Raw genomic sequence first — 14,095 nt, forward strand, 5'->3', positions numbered from 1 at the left:
AGCCCCGTTCTTCTAGGACGGCTTTTAATTCATTAGTGTACCAGTATGCTGCTATACTAATTGTAGTGGAAAGGTAATCAACCACTTAAAAAACCTAGCCGTCGAAAGACAAAGCACTGAACCTTGATAATTAAATCTATGCGGTTCTACTGCATTATTCTAGTTTCCTCCTAGCAGTAGGTAAAAGATTTATAGGGACTAGACGAATCAGCATTTTGAAACAAATTGTTTCAAACAAAACAGGACTTGCACTAATGCAAATAGGGTAGGGCATACCCGAATTAACGCTTGGGGAGAATCCCACCTCTGGTCTAGATGACGCAAGGACTCTAGGTTAAGTGGTTTCGTTGAACCAAGAATCCCTGTCGATTTATCGTGGGGAGTGTCAAATTGCAGAGTATCATTTTTTTCATGCCCCTTTCCAACTTGAAAGACGTATTGGGGGTGTAATTTATTTCGAGGATATAAAAATTGGCTTAATTGCTGTATCAGCAGATTATCCTCCTACAGATGAAGTTAAGTATTCACATTTTTCTGAGATCATGCAATTGCCGACACTTAATCGTAACGATCTTAATTGATATCAGCGCAACCTAGTAAAAAAACTAGGAATAAACGGCAATTTGCTACTCAATATCCAGTAATAACCTCAGTATGCCTTTTGATATATTATTGTTAATTTCCTCATAACCTATCCCCCTGGATGGGATAATAAACTACGAGTTAACAGACTAATAGAGTTATTCCCTAACTTCATTGACGCTGAACTCTGGTTTATATAGATTTATATTGAGGAAATAATTGTGGTTGCCACTCCAGAAAAACAGCAACACACCCACGAGGCATTATCAGGTAAAGACCGAGTAGCCGTCTTACTCATGGGTTACGGGGAAGTTGAAAGCTATGAAGATTTTGCTAACTATAACGAACAAGCTTTAAATCTTCTGACTGCAAAATTCGCACCAGTACCAACTTGGATTTATCCCCCCCTAGCAAAATTGTTAGCTTTATTTGACCGCCATGAATGGGGACATACCCATCATGATTTTATTTCCCCACACAATGCCATCTTTGAACAGCAACGGGCGGGAATTGAACAAAATTTACAAGCCAAATGGGGCGATCGCATCCAAGTTTTCAAAGCCTTTAACTTCTGTGCGCCTTACCTCCCGGACCAAGTTCTCGCAGAAATTCACAACCAAGGATTCGAGAAAATCCTCATATACCCCTTATTAGTAGTTGATTCAATTTTTACCAGTGGAATTGCCGTTGAGCAAGTTAACAATGCTTTAGCTAACATTGCTGATGGAGAAGAACATTGGGTAAAAGCACAGCGTTACATCCCCTCCTTCTATAACGAACCAGCCTACATTGATTTAATGGCTAAATTAGTTGAAGAAAAGATTCGCGCCGAACTAGATACAGCTTACTTACCTTCTCAAATCGGTATCGTTTTAATGAATCATGGGTGTCCCCACAAAGCCAAAGGATTCACCTCCGGAATTACCGAAAGTCAGGCATTATATGATTTAGTGCGGGATAAATTAATTAACCGCTATCCTTTAATTTCCGTAGGTTGGCTGAACCATGACACACCTTTAATTGAATGGACATTACCCAATGCCGAACAAGCTGCTAATAACTTGATTCAATTAGGTGCAAAAGCAGTGATCTTTATGCCCATTGGTTTTGCCACAGAAAATCACGAAACTTTATTAGATGTACATCACATCATTCATGCTTTAGCACAAAAGCATCCCGGTGTAAATTATGTTCAGATGGCTTGTGTCAACGACAACCCAGAATTTTTGGCAATGGCTGCTGAATGGGCAAATGCTCATATTGCTGAGTTGTTGAATCAGGAAGCGATGACGGTTAATCCCCAGTTGGCAGGTAATCACCATCACCATCATCATCATTAATTAAGAGTTATAGCAACGGACATAAAGACGCGGGGGAGCAGGGGGGAAAGAGGCAGGGGAGCAGGGAGCAGGGAGCAGGGGGGAAAATTGTTACTTCTCAATACCTAATTCCCAGTCCCCAGTCCCCAGTCCCCAATCCCCAGTCCCCAATCCCCAGTCCCCAATCCCCAGCTATAGTTCATTCAAGTACATCCCGCTATAACTAAACCACGACAAAATTCACTAATTTTCCGGGAACCACAATCACCTTTTTAATCTCCTTCCCTTCAATGTAGCGCTGAACTAATTCAGCATCACGGGCTAATCTTTCCAACTCGGCTTTATCAGCTTGTGCAGGAACTAGAATATCAGCACGTTTTTTACCGTTAATCTGAATTACTAAAGTAATTTCCTCAGCCACTAAAGCCTCTGGATCAAAAGATGGCCAAGTTTGAGTATGGATGGAATTATTATTACCCAATAATTGCCACAATTCGTCACCAATATGTGGGGCAAAAGGAGCCAGCATAATCACTAAAGTTTGAATACCTTCAGCGTAAATCGGGGAATTTTTGCAGTCAGCATCAGTCAAGGCATTACTTAACTTCATCAATTCCGAAACAGCTGTATTGAATTGATATTCATCTTCCAAGTCTTCTGTGACAGCTTGAATGGCGGTATGAATTGCCCGGCGTAATTCTTTTTCTGGCTTACTTAAATTAGCAATATCGGCTTTCTTGCGCGATACTCCAGCCTTAGCATAATCTGTTACTAAACGCCAGACCCGATTTAAAAAGCGGAATTGCCCTTCCACATCGGCTTCATCCCATTCCAGGTCTTTTTCTGGGGGTGCTTTGAACAAGATGAACATCCGTGCTGTATCTACACCATACTTACTAATTACGTCTTCTGGTGCGACACCATTACCCTTAGATTTAGACATGGTGGCATAGAGGCGTTGCAATGGTTCCCCTGTTTGCGGGTCGCAGGGGTCAGCAGCATTGACTAAATTAGAGGGAACCCATTTATCTTTACCGCCCTTATTCGGGTTCATGTAAGTTAAACCCTGTACCATACCTTGAGTTAACAAACGTGTAAAAGGTTCATCAAAGTTCAATAAGCCTCTATCCCGCAGAACTTTAGTAAAAAATCGGGAATACAGCAAGTGTAAAATAGCGTGTTCAATGCCACCCACATACTGGTCTACTGGCATCCAGTCATTAGTTTTGGCGGGGTCAAAAACTTGCTGCTGATTTTGGGCATCGGGATAGCGCAAGAAATACCAGGAGGAATCAATAAAGGTATCCATTGTATCGGTTTCGCGCTGGGCGGGAGTGCCGCAAGTGGGACAGGGGACATTTACCCAACTTTCTAACTGAGTTAAAGGTGAACCACCCCTGCCGGTCAATTCCACTTCTTCAGGTAACTTAACTGGTAAATCCTCATCTGGGACTGGGACTATGCCACAATTTGGGCAGTGAATTACTGGTATAGGTGCGCCCCAGTAACGTTGTCGGGAGATTAACCAATCTCGTAAACGATATTGGATTCTGAGTTTGCCAAAATTTTCTGCTTCAGCATATTGAATGATTGCAGCTTTGGCATCTGTGGAGTCCATCCCAGTAAAAGACCCAGAATTAATCACAATTCCTGGTTCAGTGTAGGCCTCGTTATATTCAATTTTAATCAGTTTTGTAACTTCGTCTGTTGCTGATATTGGCGTTAAGTCAAAATCAGCCACATCATCGGCGGAAGCAATGACAAATTCAATGGGTAAATTATAAACACGGGCAAATTTAAAATCGCGGACATCGTGAGCAGGTACACCCATGACTGCGCCAGTACCATATTCATACAGTACATAATCGGCAATCCAGATGGGTACTTCTTCTCCATTAAAAGGGTTAATGACTTTGCCCCCGGTGGGGATACCTCGCTTGGGTTTGTCTTCGGCGGTGCGTTCTAATTCGCTTTGTTGAGATACTTCTTGAATAAAAGTTTCTACTGCTGCTTTTTGTTCTGGGGCGGTGACAACTTGAGTTAAAGGATGTTCTGGCGCTAATACTACATAGCTAACACCATAAACTGTATCTGGGCGTGTGGTGTAGACAGGGATTTTTTCATTACTTCCCACTACAGGAAATTCTAAATAAGCGCCTGTGGATTTACCAATCCAATTGGCTTGCATTAACTTGACCCGTTCCGGCCAACCTGTTAATTTATCTAAATCATTGAGTAATTCTTCGGCGTAGTCGGTAATCTTTAAAAACCATTGCCGTAATAGTTTCCGCTCAACTTTTGCGCCACTACGCCAAGAACGTCCTTCGTTATCAACTTGTTCGTTAGCGACAACAGTTTGGTCAACGGGGTCCCAGTTAACGGCGGCTTCTTTTTGATACGCTAACCCGGCTTGCCAAAATTGTAAGAAAATCCATTGTGTCCATTTGTAATAATCTGGGGAACAAGTAGCCAGTTCGGTTTCCCAGTCGATGGACAAACCCAGACGCTGTAACTGCTGGCGCATTTGGGCAATGTTTTGATAAGTCCACTTAGCTGGGGGAACTCCTCTATCAATGGCGGCGTTTTCTGCTGGTAAACCAAAGGCATCCCAACCCATTGGATGTAGCACTCTATATCCTTGCATTCGCTTGAGGCGTGCAATCACGTCTGTAATTGTGTAATTACGGACATGACCCATGTGTAGGCTGCCCGATGGGTAGGGGAACATGGAAAGGGCGTAGAATTTGGGCTTGTGACTATTTGCAGGTGTTTTATCTAAGCCAAGTTCTGCCCATGTTTGTTGCCATTTTTCCTCAATGTCTGCTGGGTTATATCGGGAATCCACCAAAAATTCTCCTAGAGGACTGTAATTTTGTGTGCTTACATATTGTAGATGCTAGGCAGTGTATTGAGTTGATTAAAAACAGGAATCGGGAAATTAATTATTTTGCTGGGGAGTGGGGAGTGGGGAAAAAGCTTTTCGGTGTCTAACTTTTATGATCAGTTTATGTCCTAACGTCCTTAAAGGACACAAAGAAAGCAGGAAACAAATTTAGCGCATCCTGACACAGAATTGGTATTAGCATCGCCTGTCAGGACTATAGAGATTCAAAGTCGGCGGTAAATCCTAGCAAGTTGGCACATTCTTCTTGAAATGCTTCGGCATCGCTGACATCTTCTATTTTATAGCCCATAATTCTGGTGCCATCTGGCATTTTTTTGGAAGAAATACACTCGCCTTGATATTTGTCTGACATGGTTTTGAAGTTAGCACCATGTTGTTTCCAAGCGTCACCAGAACAAGTAACATTAACCCGCCACATAATTTATCTCGTTTAATAGTTATTAATACTGATTATCTCATGCAGGTGACACTAATTGCACAGGAAATCACGGCAAAAGACCCATAAGCACAAGAAGTAAAGAAGGAAATAATCAGGGGAATGATTTTAGAGATCATCTACTTAAATGCTGAATTATCTGGCTTTTCTATCTAAAGGAGGTGTCTATTATTTAAAGTATTGAGGATAATGTGTATGGAAGATGATGTCTCCAAATTTTTATTTCCCTCGCTAAACAGGAAGTGTTAAAATGCCTCAGAATATTAAAGAACAAATTCAAAGTGATTTGCAGCAAGTTAAGGAAACTGGACAGCTAAGAACTGAACGTATTCGAGAAATTGTGAAGTCTGCTGTTTCTCAGTTAAGTTCGGAGTTGAAAGCAGGTTCTAGCGATATTCGGTATCTGGTAAAAGATGCGGTTTCTGCTGTAATTGAAAATTTTCAAGATAAGGGTACGGAAATTAGGGAGGAGGTGACGGCTTCTATTGAAGGGGCGCTGGAAGGTGTTAATAGTAAACGACACGCTGCTATTGTGAAAACTCAGGCGGAAGTGAAAAAGCTACAAGCTCAATTAGATAGTGAAGAGGAAGAAATTCAGCAAGAGGTGGATGGTATTTTAGCAGAGATTGAAGAAACTGGCAAAGACAAAACTGATGATACTAAAAATGCCATTGCTTCTGCTATTCATACTATTCGGGATAGTGAAGAAGTATCTTTGTTAAAGAAACGTTATGCTCAATTGCAAGCACAATTAGCCATCGTGAGAGCAAATTTTGCTGCGCGCTATGGTGGACGGGATGGTGAGGTTAAAGATTATATTGATGAGGCAAAACATTGGTATGATCAAGCTCGTCCCCAAGCTGAAGTGGTAGCTACGCAAGTGGAGGAGAAGCGATCGCAACTAGAAGATAAACTAGGTGAAGCTGGTTCGGCGATCGCTAAAAAAGAACGTCAAATCAAACAGACTTTACGGGAGTTGCTGTTATCAGCAGCTGATATGTTCAAAGATAAGGAACCTGCTGATAAACATGAGGAACTTATCAAAAAGTAGGCTCAATAAAATAAGTTTGTAGTTAAGGTTTTAGGCCTTCTTTGAGGACTAAAGTCCTCACTACAAACTTTGGAGATTAACTAACTACTTCTTTCTGCATTCATTCTTTCTGCATTCATTTGGTTATGTTTAGCAATTACCCAAACTGCATGGATGCTACCGGGAACCCAACCTAAAAAGGTGAGTAAGATGTTGATGAGCAAAGTTGGGCCAGCACCCACTGTGAGAAAAACACCTACAGGAGGCAGTAATACACCTAAAAGTAAACGCATGATCTTTATGATTTGGTAATTTTCTTTAGTTACGTTGTGGAAAGAGTAGGGTTGCTACTCCTAGTCAGAACTTATTGAGAAGGTAATTCGCCTTGGGTCTTTACGTCACCACTGCTGTTTAAAGCGGGATTTTTTTCGGCAAAATAATTGTTAATGAAGGTACTAGCAAAAGAGAGAATCACTGGACCGAGGATAAAGGCGATAAGTCCACGAACTGCAAACCCTGGAACTAGGACTGCTGCTAACCAGAAACAAAAACCGTTAACTATTAGGGAAAATCCTCCTAATGTGACTAAGTTAAGCGGTAAAGAAAGAGCGGAAAGCACTGGTTTAAGTGAACCACTAATCAAACCAATTACTACAGCCGCGATCATAGCTGCTGGAAAGTTAGCAATGTTGACTCCCGGTACAACTAAATCAACAATTAACAAGCTTAATGCTGTAGCTATGGCGCTTAAAAATGTTGCCCACATTGTGTTCACCTAAAAATACGACTCTTTATTCTATTATTCTTCAATAATCGGTGGGATTTTACATCTGATTTAAGATAGATTTTACGTCTACCATTAGGATGATTATCAATTCAACATTTCTACCGTAAAAGGCTAAGGTGTACAAAAAATTCGGTAAATTCTCTTTTGTGTCATAAGACCCCACCCCCAACCCCTCCCCGCAAGCGAGGAGGGGAGTTTATGAATTTTATAATTTATTGTGAAACGGCTTTCATGGATAAACTAATCCGTCGCAATTTTTCGTTAACTTCTAAAACACGGACTTTGACAACTTGTCCAACTTTGACAACTTTTTGGGTATCTTCTACGAATTTATCGGCTAGTTGGGAGATGTGTACTAAACCATCTTGATGTACACCAATATCAACAAATGCACCAAAGTTAGCAACGTTGGTAACAATTCCCTCTAATTCCATTCCTACCTGTAAGTCGCTAATTTCTGTGATTCCTTCTCTAAAGGTGGCGTATTTAAATTCTGCACGGGGGTCTCTTCCGGGTTTGTCGAGTTCGCTGATAATGTCCCGCAGTGTGGGTTCGCCAATGCTATCGGTGACGTATTTTTTCAGGTTGGTTTTTTTGAGTTTTGCGGCAATTTCTGTAACTTGATTTAAGGATACATTTAAATCAGTGGCGATCGCCTGCACCAAAGCATAACTTTCTGGATGCACTGCTGTATTATCTAAAGGGTGTTCACCGCCTCGAATCCGCAGAAAACCCGCAGCTTGTTCAAAAGCCTTTGGCCCCAATTTCGCTACTTTTAATAGTTGTCGGCGATTCTTAAATATGCCATGTTCGTTGCGATAAGCGACAATATTATTCGCAATTGTAGGTGTAATTCCCGAAACAAAAGTCAAAAGTTCTTTAGAAGCTGTATTCAAGTCCACACCAACGTAATTAACACAACTTTCTACAGTTTCATCTAGTTTCTTTTTCAGCAACTTTTGATCAACATCATGTTGATATTGTCCCACACCGATAGATTTCGGGTCAATTTTTACTAGTTCCGCTAAAGGATCTTGCAAACGGCGACCGATACTAATCGCACCCCGGACGGTAATATCTAAGTGGGGAAACTCTGCTAACGCCACTTCACTAGCAGAATATATCGATGCGCCGGACTCATTTACCATAACTTTAATGGGTTTGAGGTTGATGGTTTGTAATACCTCAGCGACAAATTCATCTGTTTCGCGGGAAGCCGTACCGTTACCAATTGCAATTAACTGGATTTGATATTTTGTAATCAGATTTTTGAGAGTTTGTGCAGCTTTGGCGCGTTGTTCAGCTGCTTGGTGAGGAAACACAGCTTGGTATTCTAAAAATTGTCCGGTTTGGTCGAGAACCACAACTTTACACCCAGTTCTAAACCCTGGATCTATGGCTAAAGTGGGTTTCATTCCTGCTGGTGCAGATAACAGTAATTCTCGCAGATTTGATTCAAAGGTTTTAATTGATTCTATATCAGAGTATGTTTTCTTCTGAGAAATTACCTCACCGATAATGGAAGTTTTCATTAACCTATTGAATGCGTCTTTAAGCATGACTTGATAAAAATCACGAATTATGCTGTCCCTTGTCCTAATTTCTCGTGATTCCAGATAATTAAGTACGACATCTTCATCAAAAGCCAGTTCATAGTTTAAAATTCCCTCAGCTTCACCCCGACACAAAGCCAGCAGATTATGGGGAGCAATATTTTTTACCCGCATCTGATAGTTGCGGTACATTTCAAATTTGGTTGTTCCTTCGGGGTAATCTTTTTTGATGTGAGAGACAAATAACCCATCGGCTAGGAAGTAGTCACGCAGATATGCCCGTAATTCGGCTTTTTCGGCGACCTCTTCCGCTAAAATATCAGCAGCACCTTTGAGTGCTTCTTGGGTTGTGTTCACTCCCTGAGTCTGGGAAACATACTTGGCTGCGGCGTTTTCTAGTGATGCGGTTGCAGCATTGGGGATATTTAAGGATTTGATCAACTGCGCTAAGGGTTCTAAACCTTTTTCTCTGGCGATAGTGGCGCGGGTACGGCGTTTGGGACGATAGGGGAGATATAAATCTTCCAGTTCAGTTTTTTGTAAACAGGCGGTAATTTTGGCTTCGAGTTCTTCTGTGAGTTTACCTTGTTCCGCGATCGCATTTAAAATTACGGTTTTTCTGGCTGCTAATTCTGTTAAATAAGTATATCGCTCAAACAGGTCGCGCAATTGGACTTCATTCATTTCCCCGGTGCGCTCTTTGCGGTAACGTGCAATAAAGGGAACTGTCGCACCTTCTGCTAAAAGTTCTAAGGCGTTTTCTATCTGATGGGGTTTGAGGTTTAATTCAGTCGCCAGTAGTTGAGGAATGTTGAGCATCGGGTGTTTAATTGAAAAAGGTACTCCTAAATGTAATATGCTAGATCATCTCCTCAGTATTTTACTCCAAGATATTTATCTGCGTTCCCAATAATCTCTTGTCTGAGTAGAAGAAGTTGCACTAGGGAACGCACCATACAAGATCGCACTACTTTTAGCAACTGAATTATATTATAAAGATTGTTTAAAATTATACCTTAACATTTACAGATATGCCTCTAAGTTGGAATGAAATTAAGCAAAGGGCGATCGCCTTTTCTAAGGAATGGGAAAGTGAAACTTCAGAAAAGTCAGAGTCGCAATCCTTCTGGAATGAATTTTTTAATGTGTTTGGCATTTCACGGCGGCGGGTGGGGAGTTTTGAGTTACCAATCAAAAAGGCAGACAATAAACAGGGTTTTATCGATCTTTTGTGGAAAGGAATGATTTTGGTGGAGCATAAATCTAGGGGCAAGGACTTAGATAAGGCTACACAACAAGCAAAAGATTATTTTCCAAATTTAAAGGAGGATGAGTTACCGAAATATATTTTGGTGTCGGATTTCCAAAAATTCAGGCTTTATGATTTAGATACGAACGAAACCAAAGAGTTTGAGCTACAAGATTTTGTAAATCATGTGCATCTATTCGGCTTTATAGCGGGATATGAAAAACGGGTTTATAAGGATGAAGATCCTGTCAATATTAAAGCGGCAGAATTGATGGGAAAACTGCACGATCTCCTCAAAGAAATTGGTTACATCGGGCATGATCTAGAAGTATATCTAGTGCGGCTATTGTTCTGTATGTTTGCTGATTATACAGGCATTTTTAATAGGGGGATTTTTCGGGAATATCTTGATTTGCATACGAAGGAAGATGGCAGTGATTTGGCGATGCACATTGCTTCAATTTTCCATATTTTAAATACCCCAAACGAGAAGCGGTTAAAAAATTTAGATGAGAATTTAGCACAGTTTCCCTATGTGAATGGGAAGTTATTTGAAGAGACTGTACAACCTGCTGCTTTTGATAAGCAGATGCGGAAAATGTTGTTAAAGGCTTGTGGTTGTGATTGGGGTCAAATTTCTCCTGCAATTTTTGGCTCGATGTTTCAGGCGGTAATGAATCAGACAGAAAGGCGCAATTTAGGGGCGCATTACACTTCTGAGAAGAATATCCAAAAGTTGATTAAGCCGCTTTTCTTGGACGATCTGTATGCTGAGTTTGAGAAAGCTAAGGGTAGTAAGGGCAAGCTAGAAACGTTACATCAGAAGATTGCGAATTTGCATTTTCTCGATCCTGCTTGTGGTTGTGGCAATTTCTTAATTATCACTTATCGAGAGTTGCGAGATTTAGAGCTTGAAATTTTAAAAGAATTGTATAGGAAGCACAAAAGTTTCCTTGATGTCGGGTTGTTTATTAAGGTGGATGTCGATCAGTTTGCGGGGATTGAGTATGATGAGTTTGCGGTGCGGGTGGCTGAGGTGGCGATGTGGTTGATCGATCATCAGATGAATGTGAAGGTAAGTAATGAGTTTGGGCAGTATTTTGTGCGTTTACCATTGAAAAAAGCCGCGAAGATTTTGCATGGTAATTCGTTGAGGATTGATTGGGAGTCGATTGTTGTAAAAGAAAAGTTAAATTTTATTTTGGGTAATCCTCCATTTGTCGGGAAACATTTACAAAATGCTAAACAAAAAGCGGATATGCAAGAAATATTTGCTGGTGTGAAAGGTGCAGGGGTTTTAGATTATGTTGCGGCTTGGTATATCAAGTCGGCGCAGATAATTCAAAATACTGATATTCGCTGTGGTTTTGTTAGCACCAGTTCAATTTCTCAAGGTGAGCAAGTTGGCATTCTTTGGCAAGAACTTTATAGCAAATATAAAATTAAAATTCATTTTGCCCATCGTACCTTTAGTTGGAGTAATGAGGCTAAAGCTAATGCTGCTGTACATTGTGTGATTATTGGCTTTGGGTTGCAAGATATTGAAAATAAGAGAATCTTTGATTATGTAGATATCAAGGGCGAACCAACAGAAAAAAGAATTAGAAATATTAATCCGTATTTAGCTGAGGGTAATGATTTAGTAATTCTGAAAAGAACTAAGCCAATTTGTAACGTATCCTCAATGTTAGCTGGTAATAAGGCTATAGATGGTGGAAACTTAATTTTTAATGATGAAGAGAAATATAAATTTATTCAAGAAGAGCCTTTAGCAGCTAAGTATTTTAAGCAATTCATTGGTTCAGAAGAGTTTATCAATGGCAAAAGTCGATGGTGTCTTTGGCTTGTTAATGCACAGCCACAGGAATTAAAGAAAATGCCTTTAGTGATGAAGAGGATTGAAAATGTAAGACAGCTAAGATCAGTAAGTCCTGATAAGAAAGCTCGTTTTTTAGCAGACTATCCTACAACGTTCAGAGATAAGCATAATCCAGATTCCGCAATTATTGTTCCATTAGTTTCATCAGAGAATAGAAAATATGTTCCTTTTGGATTTATTGATAAGACTATAGTGCCAAGCAATCTTTGCTCTTTTATTGCTGATTCTAGCTTTTATCTATTTGGTGTTCTTACTTCTGAGATGCACATGACTTGGGTTAAGTACGTTTGTGGAAGATTAGAAAGTCGTTTTCGTTATTCAAATACAATCGTTTACAACAACTATCCATTCCCTGAAAATGTCAGCGACAAACAAAAGCAAAAAGTCGAAACCGCCGCGCAAGCAGTATTAGACACAAGAGCAAAATATACCGATAGTAGTCTCGCTGATCTTTACGATCCTCTCACCATGCCGCCCGACTTGGTAAAAGCACATAAAGCCCTAGACAAAGCCGTAGACCTTTGCTATCGTCCCCAGCCTTTTGTTAGCGAACTAAATCGCATCGAATATTTATTTAGCCTCTATGAAGCCCTAAGTGCGCCATTGCTCAAAGTTGAGAAGAAAAAGCGAAGCAAGAAAAAAGATAGTTAATAAATTCGATGATGTGGCGATCGCTATTCCCGTGAGTCGTGATGCCCCAGTTTTTTGCTAGAATCAACCACAATTATAAATAAACACAGTGTTCATCTGCTTGGATCTATTTTGAGAATTTAGTTACGAGGATAGGAAAAATGCATTTGTCTTTTTTGATTCCCCTCTGTACTGCTTTAGCTACCGGCTATGTATCAAAAAAATGTGATGGGGAAATAGCTTATCTTATTAGTTTATTTACAGTTATCAGTTTAATTTTGAGTTTAATATTAGCACCTTGGCAGTTTCAGCTATTGCTGTTAATTTTGGTTTTGGTCGGCACTGAGAGATTTTTACAGAGACAGTAAGATAAAATATATCCAAACAATTGCAGGATAGTAACTAAAGCTAATCACTATCCTGCAACTATAAATTAGGTATTGAGCTTATGCTTATGCAGGAATCAACACTGTATCAATCACGTGAATAACACCATTATCAGCAGCAACATCTGGTGTTGCAACCTTGGCATCATTAATCTTGACACCATTTGACGCATCAATTTTTACATCAGAACCTTGAACAGTAGTAGCTGATTTCATCTTGACTACATCGGCAGCCAATACTTTACCTGAAACCACATGATAAGTCAGGATTTTTTTCAGCTTAGGAATATCCTTAAGCAATGCATCAACTGTACCTGCGGGAAGCTTTGCAAACGCTTCATCAGTGGGTGCAAAAACGGTAAATGGACCAGAACCTTTGAGAGTATCTGTTAAACCAGCAGCTTTGACAGCCGCAACTAGAGTGTTAAAAGAGCCAGCATTTGCAGCAGTATCTACAATGTCCGCCATATTTTTTGATTCCTTTATATTTCGTTACAACGGTAAACTTTTTGATATTAGATAGTATCTATCTTGAGACATATAGAAGACATTTCATTTGAGTGAATTAGATTAGATGAAGTTAAAAAAGTAAAAATACCTTTCCACATAGGTGGCAGTGCTATTTATCACATTGCCAAAAGCATGGATAAAGTCGAGATTATAAAAATAGTGAAATCGCCTATATCAAGGTATGTGTTGATTTTAGATTTGTTTTTACACAAATTACTTTTTTAAAACCTAATCATTTATTTCATCGTGATCATAGTAAATCACAAAAATCCTCTCAAAATTTTTTAGCTATGAGTTATTTATTCCTAGCATAAAGTCTTCATAAGCAGTGACAAGCATCTGTGACTGCCTTAACACATTGCCAAATAAATAAGGGGGAATCTGCCAAGCCGCAATAGTTATTTCTTTAGTAATATCCTGTAAACTAATTGCGATTAGTTCCTGTTCTGGTGGCTGTTCTGCAACTGTACCAGACCAACTAAAAGCTAATAAAAAATCATCGTATCCAGGTAAGGAGGCAATTAAATATTCTTCTGGTAATGCCTTGTACATAATTCCATGTTCATTGGCAATTGCAATTAATTTTTGGAACCGATTAAAATTCGTCATTTCTTGTTGTAACCACTATCCGATTTTGATCAAAGCTGAAAGTATTTTGGTTTTACCCAAAGACTGAAAGGGTGATTAAATCAGTAAATAGTCAACAGTGAAAAGTTATCACCTTGATCTAGTAAGGGATTTTCACCCAATTATGTCTCTTAACTGATAACTGTTAAGGGTAATCGAAAAATACTATCCCAAGCTATCATTTGGATTCGTAACAAATATT

The 14,095-nt window shown here is 39.8% G+C and carries 11 protein-coding genes; 4 read left to right on the forward strand and 7 right to left on the reverse strand.

All coding sequences use genetic code 11. From position 1 onward, the window contains the following. Positions 1-803: 803 nt before the first annotated feature. Positions 804-1,922 carry a ferrochelatase gene (locus ACM0OP_RS06925; protein WP_414527662.1) on the forward strand — a complete coding sequence of 373 codons (1,119 nt, stop codon included), beginning with the start codon at positions 804-806 and terminating at the stop codon, positions 1,920-1,922. A gap of 202 nt (positions 1,923-2,124) precedes the next feature. On the opposite strand, the gene leuS is transcribed toward ACM0OP_RS06925, so the two are convergent. Both leuS and ACM0OP_RS06935 read right to left on the reverse strand, forming a co-directional pair. Then, positions 2,125-4,746, reverse strand: a complete 2,622-nt coding sequence (gene leuS / locus ACM0OP_RS06930) for a leucine--tRNA ligase (protein WP_414527663.1) — start codon at positions 4,744-4,746, stop codon at positions 2,125-2,127. Between the two features lie 253 nt (positions 4,747-4,999). Beyond that, the gene (locus tag ACM0OP_RS06935; protein WP_414527664.1) at positions 5,000-5,224 is read right to left on the reverse strand and encodes a hypothetical protein; all 225 of its coding nucleotides are present in this window, start codon (positions 5,222-5,224) and stop codon (positions 5,000-5,002) included. Between the two features lie 268 nt (positions 5,225-5,492). Here ACM0OP_RS06935 and ACM0OP_RS06940 point away from each other — a divergent pair, with 268 nt between their 5' ends. Continuing rightward, complete coding sequence (locus ACM0OP_RS06940) at positions 5,493-6,293, forward strand: histidine kinase (RefSeq protein WP_414527665.1); 801 nt, start codon at positions 5,493-5,495, stop codon at positions 6,291-6,293. Between the two features lie 80 nt (positions 6,294-6,373). Here the strand turns inward: ACM0OP_RS06940 and ACM0OP_RS06945 are convergent, their stop codons facing one another. The 3 genes from ACM0OP_RS06945 to ACM0OP_RS06955 form a co-directional block, all read right to left on the reverse strand. After that, entirely contained in the window at positions 6,374-6,574 is a 201-nt protein-coding gene (locus ACM0OP_RS06945; protein ID WP_414527686.1) for a YqaE/Pmp3 family membrane protein, read from the reverse strand. 62 nt (positions 6,575-6,636) lie between these two features. Beyond that, positions 6,637-7,038 (reverse strand): phage holin family protein, encoded by a 402-nt coding sequence (locus tag ACM0OP_RS06950; protein ID WP_414527666.1) that lies wholly within the window; start codon positions 7,036-7,038, stop codon positions 6,637-6,639. Between the two features lie 233 nt (positions 7,039-7,271). Further along, the gene (locus ACM0OP_RS06955; protein WP_414527667.1) at positions 7,272-9,431 is read right to left on the reverse strand and encodes a Tex family protein; all 2,160 of its coding nucleotides are present in this window, start codon (positions 9,429-9,431) and stop codon (positions 7,272-7,274) included. Between the two features lie 212 nt (positions 9,432-9,643). Between ACM0OP_RS06955 and ACM0OP_RS06960 the strand changes: the two genes are divergently transcribed. Beyond that, positions 9,644-12,391, forward strand: a complete 2,748-nt coding sequence (locus ACM0OP_RS06960; RefSeq protein ID WP_414527668.1) for a class I SAM-dependent DNA methyltransferase — start codon at positions 9,644-9,646, stop codon at positions 12,389-12,391. Between the two features lie 140 nt (positions 12,392-12,531). Further along, a complete protein-coding gene (locus ACM0OP_RS06965; RefSeq protein WP_414527669.1) occupies positions 12,532-12,738 on the forward strand; it encodes a hypothetical protein in 207 nt (68 codons plus the stop codon). A gap of 84 nt (positions 12,739-12,822) precedes the next feature. Here ACM0OP_RS06965 and ACM0OP_RS06970 read toward each other — a convergent pair whose 3' ends face one another. Together ACM0OP_RS06970 and ACM0OP_RS06975 are read right to left on the reverse strand one after the other, a co-directional pair. After that, entirely contained in the window at positions 12,823-13,224 is a 402-nt protein-coding gene (locus ACM0OP_RS06970) for a fasciclin domain-containing protein (protein WP_414527670.1), read from the reverse strand. 330 nt (positions 13,225-13,554) lie between these two features. Beyond that, positions 13,555-13,875 (reverse strand): hypothetical protein, encoded by a 321-nt coding sequence (locus ACM0OP_RS06975; protein ID WP_414527671.1) that lies wholly within the window; start codon positions 13,873-13,875, stop codon positions 13,555-13,557. Positions 13,876-14,095 lie beyond the last annotated feature (220 nt).

This window comes from Nodularia chucula CCY0103, from assembly GCF_963923915.1.
Classification (GTDB): Bacteria; Cyanobacteriota; Cyanobacteriia; order Cyanobacteriales; family Nostocaceae; genus Nodularia; species Nodularia chucula.